28 protein-coding genes and 2 riboswitches are annotated in these 25,147 nt (G+C 42.5%); of the genes, 11 read left to right on the forward strand and 17 right to left on the reverse strand.

The features are described 5' to 3' along the window. The first annotated feature begins 38 nt into the window (after positions 1–38). Positions 39–131: riboswitch (TPP riboswitch) on the forward strand. A gap of 337 nt (positions 132–468) precedes the next feature. After that, positions 469–563: riboswitch (TPP riboswitch) on the forward strand. 164 nt (positions 564–727) lie between these two features. The 6 genes from HUJ22_RS06985 to HUJ22_RS07010 all read left to right on the forward strand — a co-directional run bounded on the left by HUJ22_RS06985 (position 728) and on the right by HUJ22_RS07010 (position 5,520). Then, positions 728–1,132, forward strand: a complete 405-nt coding sequence (locus tag HUJ22_RS06985) for a TraR/DksA C4-type zinc finger protein (protein ID WP_290875610.1) — start codon at positions 728–730, stop codon at positions 1,130–1,132. A 53-nt stretch (positions 1,133–1,185) separates the two neighbouring features. Beyond that, on the forward strand, positions 1,186–1,845 hold the full coding sequence (locus HUJ22_RS06990; RefSeq protein WP_290875612.1) for a phosphoribosyltransferase family protein: 660 nt from the start codon (positions 1,186–1,188) through the stop codon (positions 1,843–1,845). Between the two features lie 171 nt (positions 1,846–2,016). Beyond that, on the forward strand, positions 2,017–3,642 hold the full coding sequence (gene groL / locus HUJ22_RS06995; protein ID WP_290875613.1) for a chaperonin GroEL: 1,626 nt from the start codon (positions 2,017–2,019) through the stop codon (positions 3,640–3,642). Continuing rightward, the gene (locus HUJ22_RS07000; RefSeq protein WP_290875615.1) at positions 3,635–4,312 is read left to right on the forward strand and encodes an alpha/beta family hydrolase; all 678 of its coding nucleotides are present in this window, start codon (positions 3,635–3,637) and stop codon (positions 4,310–4,312) included. Before groL ends, HUJ22_RS07000 begins: the two co-directional genes overlap by 8 nt. Positions 4,313–4,317: 5 nt before the next feature. After that, on the forward strand, positions 4,318–4,812 hold the full coding sequence (locus HUJ22_RS07005) for a BCAM0308 family protein (RefSeq protein ID WP_290875618.1): 495 nt from the start codon (positions 4,318–4,320) through the stop codon (positions 4,810–4,812). A 162-nt stretch (positions 4,813–4,974) separates the two neighbouring features. Then, positions 4,975–5,520: a flavodoxin domain-containing protein gene (locus HUJ22_RS07010; RefSeq protein ID WP_290875620.1), complete on the forward strand. Its 546-nt coding sequence runs from the start codon at positions 4,975–4,977 to the stop codon at positions 5,518–5,520. 14 nt (positions 5,521–5,534) lie between these two features. Here HUJ22_RS07010 and HUJ22_RS07015 read toward each other — a convergent pair whose 3' ends face one another. Continuing rightward, positions 5,535–5,852, reverse strand: coding sequence for a hypothetical protein (locus HUJ22_RS07015; protein ID WP_290875621.1), 318 nt, complete (start codon positions 5,850–5,852; stop codon positions 5,535–5,537). A 209-nt stretch (positions 5,853–6,061) separates the two neighbouring features. Here HUJ22_RS07015 and HUJ22_RS07020 point away from each other — a divergent pair, with 209 nt between their 5' ends. Together HUJ22_RS07020 and HUJ22_RS07025 are read left to right on the forward strand one after the other, a co-directional pair. Beyond that, complete coding sequence (locus HUJ22_RS07020) at positions 6,062–6,580, forward strand: hypothetical protein (RefSeq protein ID WP_290875623.1); 519 nt, start codon at positions 6,062–6,064, stop codon at positions 6,578–6,580. Continuing rightward, on the forward strand, positions 6,577–8,409 hold the full coding sequence (locus HUJ22_RS07025) for an adenosylcobalamin-dependent ribonucleoside-diphosphate reductase (RefSeq protein ID WP_290875626.1): 1,833 nt from the start codon (positions 6,577–6,579) through the stop codon (positions 8,407–8,409). The genes HUJ22_RS07020 and HUJ22_RS07025 overlap by 4 nt, the downstream gene beginning before the upstream one ends. Before the next feature lie 41 nt (positions 8,410–8,450). Here the strand turns inward: HUJ22_RS07025 and HUJ22_RS07030 are convergent, their stop codons facing one another. The 14 genes from HUJ22_RS07030 to HUJ22_RS07095 all read right to left on the reverse strand — a co-directional run bounded on the left by HUJ22_RS07030 (position 8,451) and on the right by HUJ22_RS07095 (position 21,239). Continuing rightward, on the reverse strand, positions 8,451–9,338 hold the full coding sequence (locus HUJ22_RS07030; RefSeq protein WP_290875628.1) for a F0F1 ATP synthase subunit gamma: 888 nt from the start codon (positions 9,336–9,338) through the stop codon (positions 8,451–8,453). Position 9,339: 1 nt separating this feature from the next. Beyond that, positions 9,340–10,866 carry an alternate F1F0 ATPase, F1 subunit alpha gene (locus HUJ22_RS07035; protein WP_290875631.1) on the reverse strand — a complete coding sequence of 509 codons (1,527 nt, stop codon included), beginning with the start codon at positions 10,864–10,866 and terminating at the stop codon, positions 9,340–9,342. Beyond that, positions 10,863–11,654: a F0F1 ATP synthase subunit delta gene (locus HUJ22_RS07040; RefSeq protein WP_290875633.1), complete on the reverse strand. Its 792-nt coding sequence runs from the start codon at positions 11,652–11,654 to the stop codon at positions 10,863–10,865. Before HUJ22_RS07040 ends, HUJ22_RS07035 begins: the two co-directional genes overlap by 4 nt. Position 11,655: 1 nt before the next feature. Next, positions 11,656–11,925, reverse strand: a complete 270-nt coding sequence (locus HUJ22_RS07045; protein WP_290875635.1) for a F0F1 ATP synthase subunit C — start codon at positions 11,923–11,925, stop codon at positions 11,656–11,658. Between the two features lie 2 nt (positions 11,926–11,927). Next, positions 11,928–12,644 (reverse strand): F0F1 ATP synthase subunit A, encoded by a 717-nt coding sequence (locus tag HUJ22_RS07050; RefSeq protein WP_290875637.1) that lies wholly within the window; start codon positions 12,642–12,644, stop codon positions 11,928–11,930. Then, positions 12,634–12,933 (reverse strand): ATP synthase subunit I, encoded by a 300-nt coding sequence (locus HUJ22_RS07055; RefSeq protein WP_290875638.1) that lies wholly within the window; start codon positions 12,931–12,933, stop codon positions 12,634–12,636. Before HUJ22_RS07055 ends, HUJ22_RS07050 begins: the two co-directional genes overlap by 11 nt. A 2-nt stretch (positions 12,934–12,935) precedes the next feature. Continuing rightward, positions 12,936–13,226 (reverse strand): AtpZ/AtpI family protein, encoded by a 291-nt coding sequence (locus HUJ22_RS07060; RefSeq protein ID WP_290875639.1) that lies wholly within the window; start codon positions 13,224–13,226, stop codon positions 12,936–12,938. A 19-nt stretch (positions 13,227–13,245) separates the two neighbouring features. Continuing rightward, the gene (locus HUJ22_RS07065) at positions 13,246–13,635 is read right to left on the reverse strand and encodes a F0F1 ATP synthase subunit epsilon (protein ID WP_290875640.1); all 390 of its coding nucleotides are present in this window, start codon (positions 13,633–13,635) and stop codon (positions 13,246–13,248) included. Next, positions 13,622–15,061 carry a F0F1 ATP synthase subunit beta gene (atpD, locus tag HUJ22_RS07070; protein ID WP_290875641.1) on the reverse strand — a complete coding sequence of 480 codons (1,440 nt, stop codon included), beginning with the start codon at positions 15,059–15,061 and terminating at the stop codon, positions 13,622–13,624. Before atpD ends, HUJ22_RS07065 begins: the two co-directional genes overlap by 14 nt. 9 nt (positions 15,062–15,070) lie before the next feature. Next, on the reverse strand, positions 15,071–17,470 hold the full coding sequence (gene ppsA / locus HUJ22_RS07075; RefSeq protein ID WP_290875642.1) for a phosphoenolpyruvate synthase: 2,400 nt from the start codon (positions 17,468–17,470) through the stop codon (positions 15,071–15,073). A 13-nt stretch (positions 17,471–17,483) separates the two neighbouring features. Continuing rightward, on the reverse strand, positions 17,484–18,260 hold the full coding sequence (locus HUJ22_RS07080; protein ID WP_290875643.1) for an SDR family oxidoreductase: 777 nt from the start codon (positions 18,258–18,260) through the stop codon (positions 17,484–17,486). A gap of 232 nt (positions 18,261–18,492) precedes the next feature. After that, the gene (locus HUJ22_RS07085; protein ID WP_290875644.1) at positions 18,493–18,945 is read right to left on the reverse strand and encodes an Hsp20/alpha crystallin family protein; all 453 of its coding nucleotides are present in this window, start codon (positions 18,943–18,945) and stop codon (positions 18,493–18,495) included. A 189-nt stretch (positions 18,946–19,134) separates the two neighbouring features. Then, positions 19,135–19,803: a response regulator transcription factor gene (locus tag HUJ22_RS07090; RefSeq protein ID WP_290875645.1), complete on the reverse strand. Its 669-nt coding sequence runs from the start codon at positions 19,801–19,803 to the stop codon at positions 19,135–19,137. A 17-nt stretch (positions 19,804–19,820) separates the two neighbouring features. Beyond that, positions 19,821–21,239 carry a PAS domain S-box protein gene (locus HUJ22_RS07095; RefSeq protein ID WP_290875646.1) on the reverse strand — a complete coding sequence of 473 codons (1,419 nt, stop codon included), beginning with the start codon at positions 21,237–21,239 and terminating at the stop codon, positions 19,821–19,823. Positions 21,240–21,474: 235 nt separating this feature from the next. Between HUJ22_RS07095 and HUJ22_RS07100 the strand changes: the two genes are divergently transcribed. Further along, the gene (locus HUJ22_RS07100) at positions 21,475–22,014 is read left to right on the forward strand and encodes a DUF892 family protein (RefSeq protein ID WP_290875647.1); all 540 of its coding nucleotides are present in this window, start codon (positions 21,475–21,477) and stop codon (positions 22,012–22,014) included. A 37-nt stretch (positions 22,015–22,051) separates the two neighbouring features. Here the strand turns inward: HUJ22_RS07100 and HUJ22_RS07105 are convergent, their stop codons facing one another. Together HUJ22_RS07105 and HUJ22_RS07110 are read right to left on the reverse strand one after the other, a co-directional pair. Continuing rightward, entirely contained in the window at positions 22,052–22,894 is an 843-nt protein-coding gene (locus tag HUJ22_RS07105; RefSeq protein WP_290875648.1) for a hypothetical protein, read from the reverse strand. Between the two features lie 43 nt (positions 22,895–22,937). After that, entirely contained in the window at positions 22,938–23,399 is a 462-nt protein-coding gene (locus tag HUJ22_RS07110) for a hypothetical protein (protein WP_290875649.1), read from the reverse strand. Between the two features lie 245 nt (positions 23,400–23,644). Between HUJ22_RS07110 and HUJ22_RS07115 the strand changes: the two genes are divergently transcribed. Further along, a complete protein-coding gene (locus HUJ22_RS07115) occupies positions 23,645–24,160 on the forward strand; it encodes a BCAM0308 family protein (RefSeq protein WP_290875650.1) in 516 nt (171 codons plus the stop codon). A 111-nt stretch (positions 24,161–24,271) separates the two neighbouring features. Beyond that, entirely contained in the window at positions 24,272–25,132 is an 861-nt protein-coding gene (locus HUJ22_RS07120) for a universal stress protein (protein ID WP_290875651.1), read from the forward strand. Positions 25,133–25,147: the final 15 nt, after the last annotated feature.

Here is a 25,147-nt window from a genome sequence, read left to right on the forward strand (position 1 = left end):
TATCAATAAGGAATGCCGATAAAACAGCAAACCCGAAAGCCGGCCATTGAGGGTGCTCTTACCGAGCTGAGATGATACCTCTACAACTTGATGCGGACTATCCCGACGAAAGGAAATGACCGACTTTCTAATTATTGAGTGGCTCGCAGTATTTATACTGTGAGCCTTTTTTATTTTAGGGAGATAAGTAACACGTTATATATGCTTACCCTTACAAGAATGAGATGAAAATTCTCACACACACATCCGACTTCCCCCTGCTTTGCGAGATCCAGACACTAATTATATTGCTTTTAGATTCTTTGACCTAATGGTAGTTATTAGAGTACAGTTTCTAATCCTTTAAATAGGACAGAAATATACCGGGAAAAAAAGCCGCCGGTTACTACTGAAAATAATCCCTTGGATCATTTAAAGAGTGTACCTCGGTTATCAATAAGGAATGCTGTTCAAACAGCAAACCCGGAAGCCAAACGTTGAGGGTGTCCTTCAAAAAGACTGAGAAATACCTCCACTACTGGAAATCGGATAAAACCGACAAAAGGAAACGCAACGCTTTCTAATTATTGAGTAGCCCGCAGTATTTATACTGTGGGCTTTTTTATTTAAATGCAGTGAATTCTACTACAAACAGAAGTAACTATTTACTCTCGTATCATTTCTGTTTTGAATACTATCATAAAATATTGGTTTTCTACTTACCTACTCCAACTCTTAATTCAATGTTATGGAAAGCTTAAAAGTCAGTAACTCACCCTTAGATAAAAGATCACTGGATTATTTTAAAAAAATACTCCTTGCCAAGCGGAAAAATGCTGAAGAACAAATACGCTTGACTACTGAAAACATCAATATTCTGCAGGATGAAGATGATCCTGATTATATGCCTGCTTCAGATGTTCAGGAAGCCGGAACGGATACCCAAAGTGATACCATGAATTATCAGCTATTGGAGCGTACGCGCAAATATATCAAGCAGATAGATGATGCACTGGATCGTATTGAAAATGGAACCTATGGTATTTGTCAGGCTACCGGAAAACCCATTTCAAAAGCCCGCCTTGAGGCTGTGCCACACACTCGATTCAGCATTTGGGCTAAAAATTCAGGTTTAGCTGATGATGAAATCTAACTATAATATTAACATATGAGAGGAGCCTATCCTGATACAAATGGCTGAGTAAAATGTTCAAAAACCGAAAAGAAGCAGCGATTGAGCTGGCTAAGGAATTAGAGATCTTCAAACCTAGAACCCCCCTTATTTTAGCAATACCCCGGGGTGGAGTCGAAATTGGATATTATATAGCTCGTGAATTAAGTTGTGAATGGTCCGTGCTTGTTGCCCGTAAACTGGGATACCCCGAGCAGCCGGAAGCTGCATTTGGAGCAATGGCAGAAGATAAAAGCCTGTACTTCAATCCGCGGGCTAATATACGTCTCTCCAAAGAAATGATCGAAAGGGTTATCAAGAAAGAAGAAAAAGAGATCCTGCGACGAATCAAAATATATAGAAATGGTGCTCCTCTTCCCAGTATGAATAATCGCACTGTGGTTTTAGTGGATGATGGGATTGCCACCGGGGCTACGCTTTTTGCCTCTATTGAGATGTGCAAAAAAGCCCGCGCCGGTGAAATCATAGTTGCTGCACCCGTTGCTTCTATTGATGTGTGTGAGCAACTGATGGATATCGTGGACATGGTTGTGGTACTGGAAACACCACTGAATTTTTTCGCTGTATCTCAGGCCTATCTTCACTTTGAAAATTTGAGTGATAAAGATGTCCTGAAATTTTTGAGTGTTGAAAATATCCTCAAAAATAAGTCAAATAAGCTCGTGGAATACTGATACACATGCATAAGTAGGTTTGTACTATTTCTGCCTACATGCTAAAGGCGAGTTCCCTTACCTGTTTTCGTGCCCAACGCCCGCACCCAAAACTCATCTTTTTTGGTACTATTTATCCTATCAAATTAAGTCTTTTCAACAATTAATTTATACTGTTAATACAGGAATACAATGGGAAGCTATATAAGAGTTCTATTTCGCGATGAGGCTCGTGAAAAAATTCAAAAAGGAGCATCTGTTTTATATGATGCTGTCCGCGTGACCCTGGGGCCAAAATCGAAATCCGTACTGATCAATAAATCGTGGGGTAAGCCACTGGTTTGTAACGATGGGGTAACCATCGCTAAAGAGATTAAGCTAAAAGATCCTGAAGAAAATATGGGAGCGCAAGTATTGAAAGAAGCCGCAGAGTTAACGGGGGATGTAGTTGGGGACGGAACTTCAACATCCACCATCCTGGCGTATAACATTTTTGCAGAAGGTATGCGGAATATAGCTGCTCATTCCAGTGCCATTGAATTGAAAAGAGGATTAGATATTGGATTACAGGAAGCCATTGAGGCATTAAAACTACTTTCAAGGCCGGTAAAAAGTAAAAAAGAAAAGGAACAAGTGGCAACCATTTCAGCACATAACAATCAAAAAATCGGCAAGCTTGTGGCTGATGCTGTTGAACAGATTGGCCCGGAAGGAGTGATTACTGTTGAAGAGGCCAAAGGCACGGAAACCTCCCTGGAATTAGTAGAGGGAATGCAATTTGATCATGGCTACCTTTCTCCTTATTTCATCACCGATTCCCAAAAAATGGAAGTGATACTGGAAGAACCTTATCTCCTGCTATACAACAAGAAAATCAGCGGACTAAAGGAATTACTCCCTCTCCTTGAACAAATAGCCGATCAGCATAAGAATTTATTAGTGATTGCCGATGATGTTGATGGAGAAGCACTGGCCAGTCTCGTTTTGAATAAACTCCGGGGCGTGCTGAATTGCGCCGCGGTGAAAGCACCCGGTTTTGGCGACCGGCGGCGGGAACAGCTGCAAGATATTGCCATCCTTACCGGAGGGCAGGTAATCGATGAAGAACTAGGAATGAAGCTGGAATCTACTACCCTTCAAATGCTTGGAAAAGCCCAGCGGGTCATTATTGATAAAGAATTTACCACCATCATTGGGGGTGAGGGCGACAAAAGTAGTATTGACGGAAGGTGTAATGAGATTAGAAAATTAATTGACCGGTCCACTTCCGATTATGACCGTGAAAAACTGCAAGAACGGCTGGCTAAACTTTCCGGAGGTGTGGCAGTGATACGTGTTGGAGCCCTTTCAGAAAGTGAGATGAAAAGCCAGAAAGAAGCGTTTGAGGATGCTATAAGTGCCACCAAAGCGGCCGTACAGGAAGGTATTGTTCCTGGAGCCGGGCTTGCCCTGTTGCGATGCATTGAAACCATAGAGACAGCAGCCGAAAAGCAAGAAGGAGATTTAAGATCCGGTATCATGATCTTGCGCAGAGCTATGGAATCACCTGCCCGGCAAATTGCAGAAAATTCCGAAGTGGACGCAGGCGTCATCATCGAGAAAATGCGTGGTGGAACTGGAAATTTTGGTTTTGATGCCTCACAAAACACCTTCACTGATTTATTGGAAGCCGGCATCATAGACCCAACCAAAGTAGTTCGCGTTGCATTGCAAAATGCGGTTTCTGTTGCCAGCATGCTTTTACTCACAGAAGCTACCCTCACTGAGATCGAGGAAGAGAAAATAGATTCACACTTACTTGAACCTGAATATGACTAATATGCTAATTGACATACCCGTACACGACATGGTTCTGAAAGGTGACTTAATACATTTCACAAATTCTGCCGGGCTCATCATCTTTTCTCATGGAAGCGGAAGCAGCCGGCTCAGCCCAAGAAATAGAAAAGTAGCCCAGATACTGAATAAAAAAGGATTTTCGACTTTCTTGTTTGACCTGCTTTCTCCCGAAGAAGCCACAAGAAAAGAGAAAAGATTTGATATTGAATTGCTTAGTAAACGGTTACTGACTGTTGCTGAATGGTTCAAAAACGACTTCAGGTTCAAGGATTTGAATATTGGGTTATTTGGGGCAAGTACAGGTTCAGCATCTGCAATTCAGGCTGCCACAACTTTAGGGGAAGGCATCATTCAGGCGGTAGTTTCAAGAGGGGGAAGACCAGACCTGGCCAAGAGGTATTTGAAGCTGCTAAAAACACCAACGCTTTTACTAGTGGGTGGGAATGACAAACTAGTGCTGGAATTGAATGAAATCGCCTATAACATCATGACATGTCCCAAAAAGCTAACCGTTATTGAGGGAGCCTCACATTTATTTGAAGAACCGGGAACTCTGGAACAAGTGGCCGAAGAAGCAAGCAGTTGGTTTCGCCAATATTTGTTTTGGCCAACTATTAAGGTCAGTAAAGATTTTATAGACGAATGGTGAATATTATGAAAAGAAAAAAGAAAGGAAACATTTTTAAACAAGAACGAACACGGATCTTTAAAGATGACCGCCATGATCCCTACCAACGAACACAAAAATTGCCCGACCCCACTCTTTGTCCCTCCTGCGGCTCCATTTTTACAAAAGGAAGATGGACCTGGGAATCCATTGAATTTGTCGACAATGAAAAATTATGCCCGGCTTGCCAACGCATTCAGGATAATTATCCTGCCGGCTATATAGAAGTAGAGGGATCCTTTTTTCAATCACATAAAGAAGAGCTTCTCAACTTGATTCGAAACCTTGAAAAAAAGAAAACCGAACAACATCCTTTGGAACGTATCATAACGATCAGCGAATCTGATGGTAAAATGATCATTACTACTACCGGTATGCATTTACCAAAAATGATCGGTGACGCTTTAAAAAGCTCTTATGAGGGTGATCTTGATATTTCCTACGATGCTGAAAGTATGGCTCGTGTCCATTGGACGCGATAATTCTTAAGAGCTTTATTTGTATTGTATTGTATCATCCCGGGCAGATACAAAGCCTACAAATTTTGTAGTAGAATCCCTTACTTCCGTACTTCCAAATTCCTGACCCTGCTGAATACCTGCTTTCATTATTATTGGGAAAAACCTACACTCATATCCATCATCATGAAACTATTAATTGTTTACGGTACAGTAGAGGGGCAAACCCGAAAGATTTGTGACAGATTAAAAAATGAAGCAAGATTGAACGGGCACACTGTTTCAATAAATAATTCCACCGGTCCAAAGTTAAGTCCATTTGGCTTTGATGCAATTATCATCGCCTCTTCCATTCATAATGAGAAATTTCAAGCTTCTATAGAGCAGTATGTTGGTGATTATGCAAAAGTTTTAAATAATATGGTGGGAGCTTTTATATCGGTGAGCTTGACTGCTGCCCATGATGTACCTGAAGGTTGGGAGGAACTTGAAAAAATTACAAAAGATTTCCTGCATAAAACCGGATGGTATCCATCCTTTATAGAGCATATAGCTGGAGCAATTCGCTACTCAGAATATAATTTCTTCAAGAAATATATTGCCCGTAATATTGCAAAAAGAAACAATGCGCAAACCAACACTTCTGAAGATCATGAATATACGGACTGGGGGCAAGTGAAACGGATCTTGACCAAGGTCGAAAAAGCGGTAGCCGAGACCAAAAGAGTGTAGCATAAAACCACTTTCTACTGCTTTTTATTCTTGAATGTCAGTTCATGAATAACAGCTGCATTGGCATCCGGGAACAGAAGTATATCTTCTACGTGGTGCTGATGAAATACATTCACCAAAAAGAGAAAGGCCCACGTACCCTGAAAGGCAAAAAATACACCATCACCCGGTAAAAACCAAAGGCCGATATAACCGTTTATAATTCCGGATACGACACCCCAAAATAGGTTATTGTATAAAGAAATGCCCTCCCTCTTGATCAAAGAGCCGATAATAAAACCCACCAGCAGGCCTACGGTTACGAATCCAAATAATGATCCTAGCTCACTCATAAGAAACCCTCCTTCGTTGTTATTAATTATTGAAGCTTAGCTTATCCCTTGCGAATTTAATGCAGGGTATTCCCTGATTTTTCCAAGCATGAACGAAAAATTGATAGTCCCTGAGGGAATCCCTTACATTTTTATCCGTCTGGCTCCCTGAATAAAAATTCTACCTCTTTACTAATTTGCATTTACATTAAAAAAAGAACAGGAGACCTATGAAAGGGTTAGATCTTTACTTTTTACCCTGGATCTTTTCCAATCTTGCAGGGTTGTTGATACTGTTTGCAGCATGGAAAAATCCAAAGATCGGGCGTTTTGTGTTTGCTCTGTTATTTGGATGGGCGGCCTGGAAAAATCTGACTGTTGTTTATCAGACACCCGATCTATATATCGAGTTTGCCTTCCTGGCGATTCCCCTATACCACGATCTTATCTTAGGTTGGTTTGCTGATCATATTACCCCGGTGGTCACAATTATTGCTATTGGCCAGGCTCTGATAGCTTTTGGAATGTTTATGAAAGGCTATTGGGTGAAAATTGCAGCTGTAGGAGCTATTGTTTTTCTGATCGCTGTATCCCCTTTAGGTGTGGGATCAGCGTTTCCATTTCCAATAGTTGCTGCTTTTGCTGCTTATCTGATCTTAAAAGGACAGGGTGAGACCTCTTATTTATGGTCGTTGAAAAAAAGCATGGAAAAGACTTCCAAAATTGAAAAAGAGCCACATCATACATGAACTTTCATGGACTCCAGAATTCATTATCACGACAGATCTGGGATCGCAAATACCGATTGAAATCGAATACGATACTCTCAGAAGAATCCATCGAGGATACCTGGTTGCGGGTTGCAAATGCGCTGGCTTATGCCGAAGAGAATGAGCACTCGAATTGGGCAAAAGTCTTCTATCAAGCACTTAAGGATTTCAAGTTTATACCCGCCGGACGTATTCTTGCCGGTGCCGGAACCGGTCATAAGGTAACTCTTTTCAACTGTTTTGTAATGGGAACCATTGAAGATTCCATCCCATCCATTTTCGAAAACCTGAAAGAAAGTGCTCTAACGATGCAAAAAGGAGGGGGTATCGGTTGTGACTTTTCCTGCTTACGTCCCAAAGGATCTCTGGCTAAAAGCAGTAATAACATTTCTTCAGGACCGGTTTCTTTTATGAAGATCTGGGATTCGATGTGTTCCACCATGCTGTCAACGGGTTCTCGTCGTGGGGCTATGATGGCTACTCTTCGTTGTGATCATCCTGATATTTTTGAGTTTATCCATGCTAAAAGTAAACCGGGTGAGCTGACCAATTTTAATCTTTCGGTATTAGTAACGGATGAGCTCATCAAAGCAGTCATAAACAATGATGACTGGCCATTAGTGTTTCCGTCAAATGAGATCTCTGAACCGGACATGCCCCAACTTTCAACCTTGAAGAAACGTTGGTCTAATACCAAAACCCCTGTTTCATGTATGGTATTTAAGGTTCTTAAAGCAAGAGATCTATGGGATGAATTAATGAAAGCAAATTATCATTCTGCAGAACCGGGAGTCCTCTTTATTGACCGAATCAATAAAATGAACAACCTCAGCTACTGTGAATATATCACTGCTACCAATCCTTGTGGTGAAGTTCCTTTGCCACCCTACGGAGCTTGTGATCTTGGCTCTATTAATCTTACGCAATTTATTGAACAGCCATTCACAGACAAGGCCAAAATTCAAAGCGAATCTTTGAAAGTAACTACTGAAACTGCCGTTCGAATGCTCGATAATGTGATCTCAATATCTGAATTTCCACTAGACCAACAGCGTGGAAAAGCACAGCAAACCCGTCGGGTCGGTCTTGGCATTACCGGACTGGCCGATGCCCTTATTATGCTAAAATTACATTATGGAAGTGAGGAAGCTCGGCTTATGACAGGCAATATCATGAAGCTGATTGCCCAAACCGCTTACCAAACTTCCATAGAGTTGGCCAAAGAAAAAGGAGCCTTCCCCCTCTTTGACAAGCAAAGATATTTGCAATCCCGGTTCATCAAAAAACTCCCGGCTAATTTGAGAAAAGGGATTGAGATTAAAGGGATTCGAAACAGTCATTTGTTGTCCATTGCACCGACGGGAAGTATCAGCCTGCTCGCAGGCAATGTATCAAGTGGAATCGAACCGGTGTTTGATTTCTCCTATAGACGTAAAGTGCTGGATTACGAAGGTAATTCAGTTTCTCACACCGTTACCGATTTTGCCTATTTGAAATGGATCATGGAAAAAGAACCGCAAGAATATCTCCCCGAATATTTTGTAACGGTGCGACAGTTATCACCCAAAGATCATCTCAAAATGCAAGCGGTGGTGCAGCAGTATGTAGATAACTCCATCTCTAAGACCATTAACATTCCTGAAGATTACTCCTTCCAGGATTTCAAGAATGTGTATGAATTGGCTCATGAATTAAAACTGAAAGGATGCACTACTTTCCGGCCCAATTGGGTGACCGGCTCTGTGCTAGAACATGGGAATGAAAAAACAAATATTCATTGTTGTACACCAGATCGGGAAGCGGATTGATGAAGTTTAATAGAACCTGCTTGGCGGTTCTATACTGAATTCTATCTTTTCAGATGGGAAACCGCCTCAAAACCTGCCATAATATCCAGCAACTCTTCGGTGATGGATGCCTGTCGCTCATGTAAAAATTTATTCCGAAGCAGTCCCAATCGTTCTTCAATCTTTTTTTCTGCACGTTGCATAGAACTGAGCCGACTTCCATATTCGGCCGCTAGTGATTCTGCCAGTGCTCTGAACAGCGATACAAACAAATACTGCCGCAGTAACGACATGAATAACACATCAGCATCCATGGTAAATTGGGGAAGGTTATTGGTGGACCATGGACGGCTAATCAGTCGATCCAACCAGGCTTTGTTCATTGGCAACAGATGTTGAACTCGTGGGGTGAATCCTTTTCGGGCCAGCGGTTTGTTATGAATCAACTGAATAGATTCGATCTTCAGTTCGCTTTGCCAGTGCTCAATCTCTTTCAAAAGCGATAGCACTACCGAACTAATTCCTTCTACACTTCCCGGCACCTCAAGCACCTTTTGAATCGTGAACCCATCCTTTACTAAATGATCAGCCAACCGTTCACCAAGCACCAAAACATGCAGATTTTCAGAATCGGAGTTTTCTACATTTTCCCGGATATAATCTGACATCACCTCATCAAAGGGACCGCAAAGTGACTGCCCCGACCCACTGGCAATAATTCCCACAGCTGATACCCGATCCTTCTTTTCAACAGGTATCAGGTTGGAGTACGCTGATCTCAACACAATTTGCATACCCAACTCCAGCGTACCAAAATATTCCGAAAGTGACCGAACCGCTTCCTCAAACTGATGGATACTTACAGCCGATAGAATCTTCATGGTTCGAGTGATCGACTGTAATTCCTCCGCGCTTTTCACTTTTCTTTGAAGTTGCTCCAGCTTTTGCATGTTATCCCTCTTCTTTTTTTTGTGAGATCAGCGGGCGAACAATATTCAATAGAAATTCCCGGTCCTCTTCCTTAAGATAGTCTTCCCAATTCATGCGGTGATTGATCTCATCGGATATTACCTTCACTCTTTGCCGGATCTGCTCCTTCAACTCGGGAATATTACCGGGAGGAAATACATCCAGAAGATTTGAGGTGGCAGCCAGCAATAGCACCATCTGTTCCTCTACTTTGATGGGCTGCAGCTGCGGTTGTTTCAAGATTTCGCGGATCAAACGTCCACGACGGATCACTTTTTGCGTTTCTTCATCCAAGCGAGAACTGAATCGGGAAAAGGCCTCTAACTCCTCAAATTGTGCATAGGCCAGACGCAGCTTTTTGGTGACCGATCGATAAGCCGGAAGTTGCGCATTCGATCCCACTCGGGAGACCGATTTCCCTGTATCCACGGCAGGGAGCACGTCTTTCTGGAACAGTACAGGTGACAGGTAAAGCTGTCCGTCGGTAATGGAGATCAGATTTGTGGGAATGAATGCCGAGATATTTTGAGCTTGGGTTTCCACGATGGGTAGGGCCGTCATTGATCCCCCCCCATAAAGTGATTTCAAGTGCGTGGAGCGTTCTAACAATCTTGAATGGATATAGAAAATATCGCCGGGATAGGCTTCACGTCCGGGAGGGCGACGCAGTAACAATGCCAGTTCTCGATACGCTCGTGCGTGCCAGGTGAGATCATCATAAACGATCAACACGTCTTTGCCTTGCTCCATAAAAAATTCCCCGATGCTAGTAGCCGCATAGGGCGCGATGTACTGCAAGCCCACCGGACTATCACTGCTGGCCGACACCACGATGGAATATTTCATGGCAGCTTTGGCTCTCAGATCTTTGATCACCCGCGCAGTAGCCGCATTTTGTTTTCCGATGGCGCAATAGATACAGATCATTTCTGTGTCTTGTTGATTGATGATGGTATCTACCGCGATAGTGGTTTTTCCGGTTTGCCGATCGCCAAGAATGAGCTCACGCTGTCCACGTCCGATGGGAAATAAGGCATCGATCACTTTGATCCCGGTTTGCAGTGGCCGTTCAACCGGTGCTCGCTGAATGATGGGCGGAGCCGGACGTTCGATGGGATATTTTTGCTTACCCAACAGCGGTTTTCTGCCGTCTAAAACTCGCCCAAGTGGGTCGATCACCCGCCCTATCAGTTCTTCACCCACCGGAATTTCCACTATTTTCCCTGAACGATAGACCTCATGCCCGGCTTCAATATCTTGTTCTTCCCCTAATAAAATGATCCCGATTTCATCCTCATCGAGGTTATAGACCAACCCCGGACATCCGCTTTCAAACCAAACCAACTCGTCGATACCCACATTGGGTAAGCCAGCGACCCTGGCGAATCCTTCTCCCACCGATATCACTTTGCCATATTCTCGAAACTGAAGTTGTTTCTCCTGCTTTAATATCTCTTCAAATCCCAAGATGGCTTTGGAAGCTGCAGAAATGAATAGTTGATCATTCATGCTGTTTCCTCCCCTGTGATATTCTGAGTTTCTTCCATTCCCTTTGTTTCCAGAAATGAGCTTAGATCAGCTTTCATCTCTTCCAAATAGGATCTCAAATTCCAGCCCATTTTCCATCCTGAAGTCCGAATTTCGATGCCTAATCCTAACTCCGGTTTATCTTCAAACTGACACTCTATGTCATCCACAAATACCTGCCTAAGTATTGCTTCTATTTTGTGTCGATCTTTTTCTTTGAGGGGAAAAGCGGTTGTGATATCAAGCTTATGATCTGAACTTTCAGTGAACGTCTTGATCTGCTCCTGCGAAATCTGTTCAATTTTGTGAATGAAATTAGTCAATACGTGATGCTCTAACCCCTGTCCGGCCAACTCACCGATAATCTTTTGCACCGCATCCAACAGTTTTTCAAAAGACCGTTCTTCTAATTCTGTCAGAAATTGTTCCTTTTCCTCGTCAATGGTTCTCCGCCAGCGATTCTGAATTTTCTCAATCTCATAGCGAGCTTCCATGAGCAAATTCTTGCGATATTCCTCCGCTTCCTGCCGCGATTCTGCTATCATTGCTTTTTCATTCTCAATAAGTTGATCCAGCTTTTGCTGATATTCTGATAGCTTCGTACGGGCATCAACCAGTGTCAGTCGGGCCTCTTCGAGTTTACCTGTGATCTCCTTTTCTCGCTTTTGCATGACTTGCTGAACCGGTTTATACAAGAACCGCTGCAGTAACCACAACAGGATCAGGAAATTGATGATCTGTGCCCCAAATGTGAACCAATCGAGTTGCACGTTATCCTCCAATCACAAAATTCCAGAATGGATTTGCGAAGATGAGGATCAAGGCGACCACAAAACAATAGATCGCGGTTGACTCTACCATCGCCAATCCCACAAACAGCGTTCGGGTGATGGCCGGTGTTTCATCCGGTTGTTGAGCAATGGCCGTCAATGCCTGGGCCAACGCTTTTCCTTCACCAAGCGCCGGGGCAATCGATCCAATGGCGATCGTAAATCCTGCCGTAATGATGGATACCATCCCGATTATGCCTTCGATTTCCATAGTTACTCCGTGCTTGAGGTTATTGATTCTGTTTCTGATTCAAATTCTTGATTGGGTTTGGTTCGGGTGGCCGATGCAATATAAACCAGTGCCAAAATGGAAAAAACGTACGCCTGTATAACCCCGATCACCAATCCAAAGGCTTGCATCACCACCGGAAAAAACAGTGGACTCAAACTCAGCAATACCGCTACGATCAGGCTTCCGCTCATGATGTTCCCAAACAGACGAATAGCCAACGCGAGTGTTCTTGAAAGTTCTCCGATAATATTGAATGGCAGCATTAACGGTGTTGGCTTCATGTATTGTGAAAAATAATCCCTGAATCCTCTCGTGCTCACCCCAAAAACCGGGACCGCTACGAAAACGCTGAATGCGAGTGCAGCGGTTGTTGTAAGTGAAGCTGTTGGCGAATGTACGCCGGGAATCACCCCAATCACATTCGAAAAGGCAATGAACAAAAAAAGTGTGCTAATGAACGGAAAGTACCGATCCGCTTTTTGCTGTGTGGCTTCCTCAATTTGGGTAACAATAAACACGACAAGCGATTCATAAAGTGCTTGCCTTCTGCCGATATCGATACCTGAGGTCAAGTTTCGGGAGATCAGCCAGCCCAGTCCGACCAACAGCCCCATAATAAGCCAGGAATACAAAAGTGTAGCATTCACTTTAAGAAATCCCCACTCTAAATAGACTATATCATCGATGTTAAATTCCATATTCTTCTTCCACCGAAAATTTTTTAACCTGTTTAAACTGCTGTGTGAATACCGATCTTGCTAACAAAAAACCGATAAATCCGACTGCTAAAAACGACCAATTTATCATCAGCAACCAGTAAAAAGTGATCAACAACATCCCAATCCGAATGAAAAAACTGCTGATCATCCATAATGCCGGATATATTACTGTATTGATCTTCTGAACCGTGAACCACAATCCTCCGAAATATAGTATTCCCAAACCAACACCCATCAAAAGTGGCAATATAAATCTGATCCATTCCATGACTATCCTCTCGATTCTTTTGTGATCCAATACCATGCATTCATACAACCAATGCCTATTCCAAATACCAGCAGCATTAAAGTCCACGAATATTTGCTTTTATAGCTGTGGTCGATCCAGATTCCCAACGCCAGTGCTAAGACTGCCGGAATACTAACCGCCCAGCCTACCAGTCCAAACATACCCAGTCCGTACCAAAGTCCTTTGTGCTTTTCCTTTCGGGCACGAAGTTTTCGGGATGATTTTTCGCCGATTTCTTCTGCCAATTTTTCTCCCTTTTTTTCTTCTTCCACTTTAGTGCTGAATTATGAATTATCGATGTTGTTCAAATTCCAGAAATCGCAATAACAAATCAGCTTCCATGCTTTTGAGTACAATTTTTGATGCCTGATTCATAGCTTCCGTTTTCTTGAATTCCTTTCGGATGCGCTGCTCCAATTCTTCGAGTGTGTCCCCTTTTATGGCATTCAACACAGACACCAGCACCTGCTTGCCACACTTCACAAGAATACCCTCATCTACCGCTATGTAATGTTCTTCTTCGCCCACAATGTAAAGCAAAATGCCCGGTTTCAACGCCGACACAAAATCCACATGCTTAGGTTCCAGACAAAAAGATCCATTATTTCCCTCGGCAATGATCTTAACCACTTGCTCATCTGTGATCATTTGTTCCGGTTCCATCACTTTAAGCTGCATCATGTTGTTTGGCCTCATCTATGTTTCCAATCATGAACAATCGCTGTTCGGGCACGTCATCGAATTCTCCATCTAAAATTCGTTCGCATCCTGAGATGATCTCCTCGATGCTAACCATCTTCCCTTCTATTCCTGTGAATTGTTCGGTTACAGCAAATGGTTGGGTAAAAAATCGCTCTAATCGACGGGCTCGATGAACCAGTTGTCGGTCTTCGGAAGAAAGTTCTTCCATCCCCAGCATGGAGATAATGTCTTTGAGATCTTCATAATGAGCCAGTGTTTCTTTAACGGCCTGCGCTACCCGGTAATGCCAATCACCCACAATATGTCGCGCCAGCATTTTAGAACCAGATCTCAGCAGATCAATAGCAGGATATAAACCTTGACTTGCACGTTCTCTCGACAACACAATAAATGATGACAAGTGGGAGAACGTATGCGTTACGGCCGGATCAGTAAAGTCATCGGCAGGCACATACACAGCCTGAATGGAGGTAATGCTGCCGTTTTTGGTGTTGCAAATGCGTTCCTGAAGCTGAGCCAATTCGCTTCCCAGAGTAGGCTGATATCCCAATCTTGAAGTCACTTTTCCCATCAATCCTGAAACTTCGGAGCCGGCCTGTACAAACCGAAAAATGTTATCGATCAGCAGCAGCACATCCCTGCGGTGGACATCCCTGAAATATTCAGCAATGGTGAGGGCGGTTTGTCCCACCCGAAAACGAGCGCCGGGTGGTTCGTTCATCTGCCCAAATACCATGATGGTATTATCCAATACGCCGGCCGCGGTGATCTCCCTGTATAACTCTTCGGCTTCGCGGCATCGTTCTCCAATTCCGCAAAACAGGCTGATGCCTTCATGCTGAGCGACCATATTTCGGATCATCTCCATGATAAGCACGGTTTTCCCTACTCCGGCTCCACCAAAAAGTCCTGCTTTTCCACCTCGTTCCAGCGGCGACAGCAGGTCCATAGCTTTGATACCGGTCGTTAAAATATCCTGCCCGGTTTGCTGAGCCGATAATGGAATAGCGGACTGAAAGACCGGCCGAACCTCCCCGACTTCCACTTCTCCTTTTTCGTCAATTGGTTCACCAAATAAATTTAACATTCGCCCTTTTAGGTGGGATGAAACCGGAATATTAAGTGGCTCTCCGGTATCGTAGAAAATTGTTCCTTTTTGGAGTCCACAGGTGGGAGTAAGTGCCAGCGCCCTCACCATTTTTTCATTGATGTGAACCGTCACCTCCGCCTTAATGGGCTTTTTTGTATCAGAAGTCAACATTGATTGTAATTCGGGAAGATGCTCTTCAAACCGAATATCTATAACACTGCCCCGAACCGAATGTACCCGTCCGAATGCTCTCTCTTGACCAGCCTTTATTAATTGTTCATGGTCACTAGTTGATATGTGTTTGATTTCACGCATAGCTCCATATCAGACGGGTACTTTATGTTCAGTACTTACAATTTTTTCTATAGTTGAGATAACGCTATCAGGATTTAATGAAATAGAATCGATCTCACAATCCACCAGGAAGGCTGCAAAATCAGGGTCATCACTGGGCGCTTGACCGCAAAATCCTACTTTTCTGTTTTTACGATGCGCTCGCTTTATTACACTTCTAATTGCTTTTTTTACAGCCGGGTCATTCTCATCAAACAAATATGCCAGTTCAGCTGAATCTCGATCAACTCCTAAAATCAGCTGTGTCAGATCATTGGAACCGATCGAAAATCCATCAAAGTATTCTGCAAATTCCTCGACCAGTATATAGTTGGAAGGAATTTCACACATCACATAAACCTCAAGTCCCTCTTCTCCACGCTTCAATCCGTTTGCTGCCATTTCCTGCTGTACCCTTTCAGCTTCTTTCAGGGTTCGGCAGAATGGGATCATTACGATCACATTTTTAAACCCAATCTCTTCACGAACTTTTTTCAAGGCTTTGCATTCCAGCTTAAATCCATCCCGGTAGCCATCGCTGTAATAACGGGAAGCTCCTCTCCAACCGATCATGGGATTCTCCTCATGAGGTTCAAAGCTGCTCCCTCCAATAAGACGTGCATATTCATTGGTCTTAAAATCACTGGTGCGTACGATCACCGGATGTGGATATTGAGAAGCCGCTATTTTTGCAATCCCTGCCGCCAGCTTATCAATAAAATAGTTCTCATGATCCTTATAGCCCTTGGTAAGCTTCCTGACCTTCTCAAATTCTTGTTCACTTTCGATCTTATCGGGATGAACCAACGCCATGGGATGAATTTGAATATGATGGCTGATAATAAATTCCATGCGGGCGAGCCCTATTCCGCGCGTCGGTAATTTCCACCATTTAAAAGCTGATTCCGGAGTGGCCAAATTCAGCATAATATCAACTTTTGTAGGGGGCAGTTTTTCCAGATCTACTTCCTGAATGTTATAAGCAACAAATCCATCATATACCCTTCCCCGTTCTCCTTCACCACAGGAAAGCGTAACCATATCACCTTCATTCAGTACTTTTGTAGCATTCATCGTACCCACCACTGCAGAAATACCCAGTTCCCGGCTTACAATAGCTGCATGACAAGTTCTGCCTCCAAAATCGGTAATAATTCCAGCCGCATTCTTGAGTGCAGGCACCCAATCAGGCTCTGTCATTTTTGTAACCAGGATGTGATTGGATTGAATATTCTTCAGATCTTTTGGGTTCTTAACCAATTTCACAATGCCATGTACAATACTGTTACCGATGCTTATTCCCTGAGCCAGAATTTCGTTGCTATTCTCTTTTATGGTATATGAGGTCAGAATCTTTTCGGATTTTTGTGATTGTACGGTCTCAGGTCGTGCCTGAACGATAAATAGCTCTCCCGTTTTATCTTCTTTGACCCATTCAATGTCCATTGGAGTCTCATAATGCTCCTCAATTATCACCGCCCATCTCGATAGTTTCAGAATTTCTTTATCATTGATCACGAATTGCTGACGTTCGGCTTTTGTCGTAGGAATGTTTTTGGTTTTAGTACTCCCATCTTCTTCATATACCATCTTAAGTTCTTTACTGCCTAAGCTTTTCTCAATAATGGGTGATCTTTTTTTATCCTTCAAAAATGGTTTAAATACATAAAACTGATCCGGGTTTACGGTACCCTGCACAATATTCTCTCCCAACCCCCAGGAGCCATTGATCAAAACCGCATTGGGAAAACCGGTTTCTGTATCAACGGTAAACATCACACCTGAACAACTTTTGTCGGCCCGTACCATTTTTTGAATTCCTATTGAAAGAGCCACTTTCATATGATCGAAATTCTTTTCTTCCCGATACGATATAGCCCTGTTCGTAAAAAGAGAAGCATAACATTTTTTGCAGGCCTCAATAAGTTCTGCCGTACCTCTGATATTCAGAAATGTTTCCTGTAGTCCGGCAAAACTCGCGTGTGGAAGATCTTCAGCTGTAGCGCTGCTGCGTACCGCAACATCTATGTTTTTTGTTACATACAGATCTTCGAGCTGTTTGTAACTCTCAGCGATCTTCTCTGCAACTGCGGTGGGGAATACACCCTTCAATATAAGCTGCCTGATATTGCTTCCCGTTTCCTCCAGTGATGAACCCCCTGATTTATATTCCTGTAAAAGAGTGCTTATGGGCTCCTCAAGGTTATTTTCTTTAATAAAAAGACGGTACGCTTTGGAAGTTGTAGCAAAACCATTCGGAATATTAATACCCTTTTTACCCAGGTGATGGATCATTTCTCCAAGGGAAGCATTCTTCCCCCCAACAAGTGGTAAATGCTCCATCCCTATTTCTTTGAACCACACTACAAGTCTTTCATATATCTCTTCCATGACAACTCCTATTTTAACGTGCAATATATCCGCCATCAACCATCAAAGGATGGCCGGTAATAAATGAGGCCTCCTCTGAAGCCAGCCAAACGATCACATTGGCCACTTCCTCAGATTTCCCCAGCCGTGCCATGGGATGAAGGGATCGAATATAGGTTAGCGTGTCTTCATCTTTAGTAATACCGGCCCGTTCCAGCATTGGAGTATCAATAAAACCGGGGCATACGGCATTGATCCGTATTTTTTGGGGGGCATACTCAATGGCAGCTGCTTTTGTGAGCCCAATTAACCCATGTTTAGCTGCGGTGTAGGCGGGGGCATTCCCAAAACCTACTATTCCCAAAATAGAGGATACATTGATTATGGAACCCCCTCCCGTCTTCAGCATGATCTCGATCTCGTGTTTCATGCAAAGGAATTGTCCCCTAAGGTTTACATTTAAAACTTTATCCCAATCTTCTAGTTTATACTCTCCGGTAGAAGCGGAGACTCCTTCAACACCGGCATTATTGCACGCTGCATCCAACCTGCCAAATTTATTCATGATCTCGTCAGTCATCCCCTTCACATCATCGGGATCAGAGACATCAGCAATGATCATTTCTGCTTCCCCTTCCGTTGATCTTTCTATCAGGGACTTGGTGTTCAACAGTTCATCCTTGTTGATATCAGAAATGACGACTTTGAAATCCTTTTGAGCAAAAGCCAGAGATGTTTCCCTTCCAATACCTGTTGCCGCACCTGTGATAAGGGCTATTTTTTGTGGATACTTTTCGGCACTTTTTGCCATTTTTTGAGGGGCTAAAGAGTTATCAATTATCAACCTGTGTTATTTAATACTGACTGATACCGAATTGAGATGATCGTAATTCATACATATCTAAAGACGGGAATAAACCTGCGGTGACTTACTGAGTTCTCAAGATCAAAACGCTTCAGGCGTACTGATCCGGGGTCAAGAAAGTCATTCGCAGGTTCCCCAAATTATCTCAGTACGGAAAACCAGGTTTTCCGGGATCAGATCAATCAATTGGAACGAGTTTGGGTTTACTTACTTCCACTTTAGGAGCGGTTACGGTAAGTACTCCGTCTTTGAATGAGGCCTTGACCTTGTCTTCTTTGATCTTGGTCGGTAAGGTCAAAGAGCGTACAAATTCACCGAAATACCGTTCCCGGTGTAAGTAATCTTTTTCCTCTTCTTTGGTTTCTTCCTTACGGGTTCCTTTTATGATCAACCGATTGTCTTCATAGTTGATCTTGATATCTTTCTTTTGGAAGCCGGGAAGGTCTACTGCAACAATATATTCCTTATCGGTTTCCATCATATCCGTGTCCGGTGTCATCAGATCCAATCCCATAAAACCGCCATTATCACTTTTCAGCGTAAATGGTGACATATCATCAAAAAAACGATCCATTTGATGTTTGAAAGATTCGATCGGAGATGGTCCGGTATATTTTGCAATTCTGTTCATATTATTCTCCCAATCTTATTATTTATTATTATTCAGATATTTGGCGTACTGCCTTATGAACAAAGAAATGCATTCTTACAGCTCTTAATTGACAGTACTTCCTTAAGCAGGATGTAGGTAAAGGATGGGGAAATAATTAGTGAATTCCCTTACACTGAGAGCACACAGATACTATGCTGAAGAAGCTTACTATATCTCTTTCTTTTCGTTCTCCACAAATTTGACGGCATGCATCATTAGTTCAGTAGCATTTTCCAGATTCAACTTTGTTTTTATTCGCGCCCTGTACGATTCAACGGTTTTAACAGAAAGGTGAAGCCGTTCAGCGATCTCCCTGGTGTTATTGCCTTGCCCGGTCATTTCAAAAACTTCAAGTTCCCGGTCACTGAGCAGATCGAGTGGAGATTGTGAAAGATTTTTTTGTCCGGCAGCCATCCCCAAAAGCAGTTTTTCACTCACCTGTTCACTTACATAAATACCGCCATTAAATATTTTCCTGATCGCCTTCAGCATTTCCTCTCCTGCTTGCTGTTTCATTACATAACCTTTTGCCCCGGCCCTCAATGCCCGCTCAGCGTATAAGGTTTCTTCATGGCGAGACACTACCAGGATCTTCAGGGTTTGTTGCAGGCTAATAAGATTCTTAATGAGTTCAAGTCCACTCATTCCGGGTAATGAAATATCTATTATAGCCAGATCCGGCTGGAGTTCTGATGATCGTTGAAGTGCTTCTTCAGCCCGGTTGAATTTACCTACCACCTCATATCCGTGTTCAGCATCCAGGGTCATCACCAATCCCTTGAGCATCATGGGGTGATCTTCTACTACAATTATTCTTTTTTTGAAGTTATAACTCATCTTACCGCTCCCTTTAATTAACTATTTGATCCTTTTTGTAAAGGAATCATGCAATTGACTTTGGTCCAACCGTCCGATGCATTTTCGATGCTAAAATTACCTCCTAAAATTTCAGCGCGATATCGCATGGTATTCAGCCCCATACCTTTTTGCTTTTCTTCATCAAAATCACTCATCAATCCTTTTCCGTCGTCTTCAACTGTCAGAACAAGGTAGTCCACTTCATTCTGAAGTTTAACTTGTATCTGGTTAGGATCTCCATGCTTGATCGCATTTTGTACGGCTTCCTGAACAATTCGAAATAAGTGCAGTCTGGTGTTATAGTCTGTGATCTCTAACCCCGGGCTGCAGATAAACCGGCAAGGCTTTTCTGAGAGTAATTGAAATCGTTCACACATTCTTTTCAATGCGACCTGAAGCCCCTCATTTTCGAGTTCGACGTGGGCAAGTCCATGTGACAATTGTCTGATCTCCTGATCCGCTTCTTGTATCATAGCCGTAATCTCTTCCAGTTCATTGGCTATCGGCATGTTGTTGGCTTTTGCCTTTCGCGCCAAATTTCTGCTTATCATGGCTATGGCCGAAAACATTTGCCCAACACCGTCATGCAGTTCCTGACCGAGTGTGAAGCGTTCACTTTCTACTATTTTGAGGATCTCAGCTTCAAGTTTACGGCTTTCACTCCGGTCTCTTAGTAAACCGGTATAAAAAACATCCTTGCCAACAACTATTTCATTTAGGCTCAATTCTACAGGAAACACCTGCCCGTCTTTATCTTTTGCCTGACCCTGCCAGTTTCGCCCCATTAACATTTCTCTTCGACCTGTAAAATCTGCCGCAGCAAAATCAGTAGTCGGTAAGGATATAAAGGAACATAACTCCTCACCGATCATCTCAGATTCACGATATCCAAATATCTGCTTCACAGCAGGATTTACACTCAGGATGATCCCCTTTTTATTTGTTGTAAAGATACCTTCTGTGGCGGATTCAAGTATCGCTTCCACTCGCGCTTTATTCCTAGCCAGGTCTTTTTCCATGATCTTTAATCTGCTAATATCGCAAGCAGTCCATAAAGCTAAGTCCTCAAATTGATCTGTCTTAAGCTTTCTGACCTTCACATCAAGCCATTTCTTGGTTTTATTCGGGAGATGAAGGTTGATATTAAAAGAGTTGACCTCACCTTCCCCGGCTTGCTTATTCCATTTATCGAATAGCTGCTCCCCTTTCTCATGATCTTTGTAAAGATACCAGATGGGAATATCTTTAAGATCTTGCAAAGTAAAACCTAATTCAGTTTCAACCTGACCATTGGAATAAACTATTCTACCCTCAGAGTTAGTGATTAAGATCATCGTTGGAAGTTCATCTAACAAAGAGATGAATTTATCTTCTAAACCCGATCCTTGTAATATTTTGAATTCCAATAAGTTCATGCATACACTCCGGCTTTGAAGAGGTGATATGTTAATCTAATGATTTATTTATTTACCTATATCATAATTATTTAGCCCCTAACTTGCTCTAATGCACTCCCCTACAAAAATGTAATCTATTCCCCTACTCATTGAATTTGTATAACCCTTTAGCTGATCTCACCAAGATTTCATACCTATAATGAAAGTTGAGTGCCCGAGGTATTCTTCCAATTTTAAATTTAACACCAAGCTCATGAAAAAGAATGACATTATTGATCTCTATGACCTGATGATGGAGCAGCTACGTGACCTTTACGATGGTGTAAATAGAAAAATGAAATTCCTGGAAGAAGCAGTTGACATCTCTGATTCCGATGAACTTGATGAGTTGATCCTGGTGCAGGTAAAGCAGTCAAAACTCCAAAAAGAACGGCTTGAGCATGTTTTCAAGGTACTTGATGAAAGCCCGAAAGGAGAATATTGTTTAGGCATAAAAACTCTGATAAAAAGTTCGCTGGGGCTGGCCAAAAGATGTAAGATCCCGGAAGTCAGGGATGCAAGTCTGATTACTTCCATCCAGCACATAAATCATTATGAAGTAGCCGGCTATGGAACTTCAATTGCATATGCAAAAATATTAGAACAACATGATATAGCAGAAGCTTTGCTTACCAATCTGCAGGAAACCAAAGACGCCGATATTTGGCTCAGTGAACTTGCCGAAAAGGACATCAACCGCAGTGCTACCTGGAATGCCCTTGTGGTTGCGGTTGAAAAGGCACGCACGGTCTAACTTACTTTCAGCTACTCATGAGAATCATATTTGAATATTAATTCAAGTGTATCATCCAGCCCATGCCTAACGAATAATCTGCAGACGATTCTGATAAGCCGTAACCGGCATTAAACATTAAGCTTGTAAAGGTTCCCATTTTGTAACTTACCCCAATTGTCGTTAACAATGGTGCAGCAGTGCCTTCAATAACCTTGCTCATACCTGATATTGAATAAAGGATCATCACTTTTTGATCTGAAAAAGAGCGTCCTGCTCCCAAGCCATAACTTAAAGCATCATGGAGATTCAGATCTTCCATATCCCCAAAATGCCAATAGGCCACAGATGCATTCCAAAGCCAGCTTCCTGACCATCCCATTGCACTGCCTCCCAGTGAAAGGTCCCATGCACCGGTTCCAAACCCCATCTCAGGATTGGCAAAAGGAACTTTTGCAACTCCTGTCACACTCAAAATGGTGTGTCTATTGTAAGATTCGAACACATCGTAGCTTAGGGAAACCGAAGGGTCACTGAATCCGGACTGTATGTATGAAGCTGTATCCGGGATGTTTATGGAATCGTGCCTGCCTTTTCTCCCCTTGCCGGCACCCTCAGAAACAATACCATGCTGAGGGCCTCCGGTGGCTATACCCCCGGCAGATGTATATGAGATCCATGGAGAATCTTGAAATACATATGATAGATTAGCAGAAAAGTGCAATTTTGGGTAACTGAAATTTACTCCGTTATTCAAGTACACACTTCTTGAAGTTTCCGCGAAATAATACTCACCGGAGGAAAACTGAACAGTTCCATTGTAGTTCACTTCTTGAGCAATTGCCCGGAAGGAACAAATGCTCAGCAAAAAAGCTAATGTAATCTTGAAAATGTTACACATTTCTGTTTTGGCCTGTTGAAATAAAGAATTTTCGCTCCCTTGTTTATTGGTTTTCCCGAAGTCGCTTAGTCATTCTTTCCATGGTCTGAACGGATTCTTCGAGCTTCCCGGTCATATCACGAAGCTGCTCCCGAATACGATCCATATCCTGTCGCATTTGCTGATCCTGCATCATGGTTTGGTCTTGAAGCATTACCTGGCATCGTTCAGCTGCATTTTTCATATTGCCAAGCATCAAACCCATTTGTTCCCCCATACGATGCATCATCTCATATTGATTTCGATGCTGCTGATCTCTTGCACGCTCCATTAACCCCGCCATCTCTTGATTCATCGCTTGTATTCGCTGATTCATTTTGGTCATGTTTTGAGTCATTTCCTGCATTTGCTGGATGTTTTTCTGCATCTGCTGTTGCATTTGCTGCTGAGTTTGTTGGGCCATACTGCTACTGCTTAATAAGCCAATAACAAAGATCATTATAATAGGGCTTGTTATTATTTTCATATCATCCTCTTTGTTGTTTAGTTGTAATGAATGCATTCAATGTATTCTATGGTTAATTTAAAATTTGTAAGCCATTCATTCATTGCATTGTAATCACCTTGGTAAAGTGGTTGTAGGGTAATAGAGTGCAGACATTGTGTAAGCATTCCCCTTACATGTGTAACTCATGAAAACTTACAGCATCCCTTTTATTCTTTACCGAATTTTGGGCAGTTAAAAAATTATTTCGCTTAAGGAATACGGCTATGAAGTATCAAAAAAGAATCGGAGTCAACAGGAAAAGTATATCCGGGTTGAAATCAGACGATGAGGTTGGTGATGAACTCACAGAACAGAACGTGAATGATATTAATATCACCCCGAGTATAGTATGTTCCAATTGCGGTGCACTGTATGCCAACGGGGAATGGACTTGGAATGCCCTCCCGAATGATCATATAAAAGGGGTTTGTCCCTCCTGCAAGAGAATTGAGGACCATGATCCTGCAGCAAGTGTTATCATAAAAGGAACATATTTTGCCGGGCATAAAGATGAAATTAATCACCTTGTAAAAAATATTTCGAAATCTGAACTTTCAGACCATCCGCTTGAACGACTAATGGATATAAAGGATGGAGCTTCCGAAACAGAATTCACAACTACCGGAATTCATTTGGCAAGAAGGATCGGGTATGCCTTGCAGCTGGCCTACGATGGAGAGTTACGTTCAGTACAAAGTGATAATGATCACATCATTGTTTATTGGGAAAAAGACCTGTGATACACAAGCAAGTAGATAAAATCCCTACATCTATTTGATCACTAATATTACAAACTCTGTGGTGTATTCTGGCTACAATTCTTTTAACCATCAATAATGAGGGAAAATAAAATGAGCCTTACCATAAAAAATATCCTCTATCCAACCGATTTTTCCGACAATGCAAAGAATGCACTACCATTTGCTTTGGAATTAGCCAAAAAAACCGGGGCTATGGTACATATAATGCATTCCATTGAAGAACCCTACGACTTCGCCCCTATGGTTGAGGACATTAAAAAGAATGTGACCCGCAAAGTGAAGCAACTATACGAAGAGATGCTCGCAGACATCAAGAGTAAAAAGGAATATGAGAGCGTTAATATCAAAACCCATATTTTTGAAGGCCGTACAGTACACTCATTATTGTCAGTTATTGAGGATTATAAAATGGATCTGGTTGTAATGGGAACGCAAGGACGCAGTGCCTTGGAACGGCTTTTCTTTGGAAGTACCACCTCTGAAGTTGTACAACAGGCAATGGTGCCGGTACTGACCATTCCGGAAAAAGCCCGGCATTCCGAATTCAAGCATATCCTTTTCACCACAGATTATGGCCCAGAAGACCTAAAGGCACTCAAATTCACAACGGAATATGCAAAGTTGTATGATGCAGATATCAAGGTGATTCATGTAACTAAAAAATTAGACCAAAAAGCAGACTTACTATTCCGAGGCTTCAAAGACCTTGTTAGCAATGAGATCAAATACAAAAAAATGGAGTTTAAGCACATCGAATCTGAGGGGCTCCTGGAAGGAGTAACCAAAGAAGTCGAAAAAAAGGATGTCTCGATGATCGTCATGGTGCGCTATCAGCATATATTCTCCATTATAGGAAAGAAACATTCTAAAGAAATGAGCCAAAGTACAAAGGTGCCTCTGATGGTGCTGCCCGGAAAACCTGAATCATCTAAAGGTAATGTTATTATTTAGATCTTGAACCTGCAC

Origin of the sequence: Gracilimonas sp., from assembly GCF_014762685.1 — a bacterium.
In the GTDB taxonomy this organism is placed as follows: domain Bacteria; phylum Bacteroidota; class Rhodothermia; order Balneolales; family Balneolaceae; genus Gracilimonas.

What these genes read in the sequence shown, in the direction of transcription:
- HUJ22_RS07120 (WP_290875651.1), top strand. Translation starts at nt 24,272, where the DNA reads ATGAGCCTTACCATAAAAAATATCCTCTATCCAACCGATTTTTCCGAC.
- HUJ22_RS07055 (WP_290875638.1), bottom strand. Translation starts at nt 12,933, where the DNA reads ATGGAATGGATCAGATTTATATTGCCACTTTTGATGGGTGTTGGTTTG.
- ppsA (WP_290875642.1), bottom strand. Translation starts at nt 17,470, where the DNA reads ATGGAAGAGATATATGAAAGACTTGTAGTGTGGTTCAAAGAAATAGGG.
- HUJ22_RS07005 (WP_290875618.1), top strand. Translation starts at nt 4,318, where the DNA reads ATGAAAAGAAAAAAGAAAGGAAACATTTTTAAACAAGAACGAACACGG.
- HUJ22_RS07035 (WP_290875631.1), bottom strand. Translation starts at nt 10,866, where the DNA reads ATGAATGATCAACTATTCATTTCTGCAGCTTCCAAAGCCATCTTGGGA.
- HUJ22_RS07000 (WP_290875615.1), top strand. Translation starts at nt 3,635, where the DNA reads ATGACTAATATGCTAATTGACATACCCGTACACGACATGGTTCTGAAA.
- HUJ22_RS07105 (WP_290875648.1), bottom strand. Translation starts at nt 22,894, where the DNA reads ATGTGTAACATTTTCAAGATTACATTAGCTTTTTTGCTGAGCATTTGT.
- HUJ22_RS07030 (WP_290875628.1), bottom strand. Translation starts at nt 9,338, where the DNA reads ATGCAAAAGCTGGAGCAACTTCAAAGAAAAGTGAAAAGCGCGGAGGAA.
- HUJ22_RS07050 (WP_290875637.1), bottom strand. Translation starts at nt 12,644, where the DNA reads ATGGAATTTAACATCGATGATATAGTCTATTTAGAGTGGGGATTTCTT.
- HUJ22_RS07045 (WP_290875635.1), bottom strand. Translation starts at nt 11,925, where the DNA reads ATGGAAATCGAAGGCATAATCGGGATGGTATCCATCATTACGGCAGGA.
- HUJ22_RS07065 (WP_290875640.1), bottom strand. Translation starts at nt 13,635, where the DNA reads ATGATGCAGCTTAAAGTGATGGAACCGGAACAAATGATCACAGATGAG.
- HUJ22_RS07015 (WP_290875621.1), bottom strand. Translation starts at nt 5,852, where the DNA reads ATGAGTGAGCTAGGATCATTATTTGGATTCGTAACCGTAGGCCTGCTG.
- HUJ22_RS07115 (WP_290875650.1), top strand. Translation starts at nt 23,645, where the DNA reads ATGAAGTATCAAAAAAGAATCGGAGTCAACAGGAAAAGTATATCCGGG.
- atpD (WP_290875641.1), bottom strand. Translation starts at nt 15,061, where the DNA reads ATGCGTGAAATCAAACACATATCAACTAGTGACCATGAACAATTAATA.
- HUJ22_RS07090 (WP_290875645.1), bottom strand. Translation starts at nt 19,803, where the DNA reads ATGAGTTATAACTTCAAAAAAAGAATAATTGTAGTAGAAGATCACCCC.
- HUJ22_RS07110 (WP_290875649.1), bottom strand. Translation starts at nt 23,399, where the DNA reads ATGAAAATAATAACAAGCCCTATTATAATGATCTTTGTTATTGGCTTA.
- HUJ22_RS07080 (WP_290875643.1), bottom strand. Translation starts at nt 18,260, where the DNA reads ATGGCAAAAAGTGCCGAAAAGTATCCACAAAAAATAGCCCTTATCACA.
- groL (WP_290875613.1), top strand. Translation starts at nt 2,017, where the DNA reads ATGGGAAGCTATATAAGAGTTCTATTTCGCGATGAGGCTCGTGAAAAA.
- HUJ22_RS07100 (WP_290875647.1), top strand. Translation starts at nt 21,475, where the DNA reads ATGAAAAAGAATGACATTATTGATCTCTATGACCTGATGATGGAGCAG.
- HUJ22_RS06990 (WP_290875612.1), top strand. Translation starts at nt 1,186, where the DNA reads ATGTTCAAAAACCGAAAAGAAGCAGCGATTGAGCTGGCTAAGGAATTA.
- HUJ22_RS07020 (WP_290875623.1), top strand. Translation starts at nt 6,062, where the DNA reads ATGAAAGGGTTAGATCTTTACTTTTTACCCTGGATCTTTTCCAATCTT.
- HUJ22_RS06985 (WP_290875610.1), top strand. Translation starts at nt 728, where the DNA reads ATGGAAAGCTTAAAAGTCAGTAACTCACCCTTAGATAAAAGATCACTG.
- HUJ22_RS07085 (WP_290875644.1), bottom strand. Translation starts at nt 18,945, where the DNA reads ATGAACAGAATTGCAAAATATACCGGACCATCTCCGATCGAATCTTTC.
- HUJ22_RS07010 (WP_290875620.1), top strand. Translation starts at nt 4,975, where the DNA reads ATGAAACTATTAATTGTTTACGGTACAGTAGAGGGGCAAACCCGAAAG.
- HUJ22_RS07095 (WP_290875646.1), bottom strand. Translation starts at nt 21,239, where the DNA reads ATGAACTTATTGGAATTCAAAATATTACAAGGATCGGGTTTAGAAGAT.
- HUJ22_RS07025 (WP_290875626.1), top strand. Translation starts at nt 6,577, where the DNA reads ATGAACTTTCATGGACTCCAGAATTCATTATCACGACAGATCTGGGAT.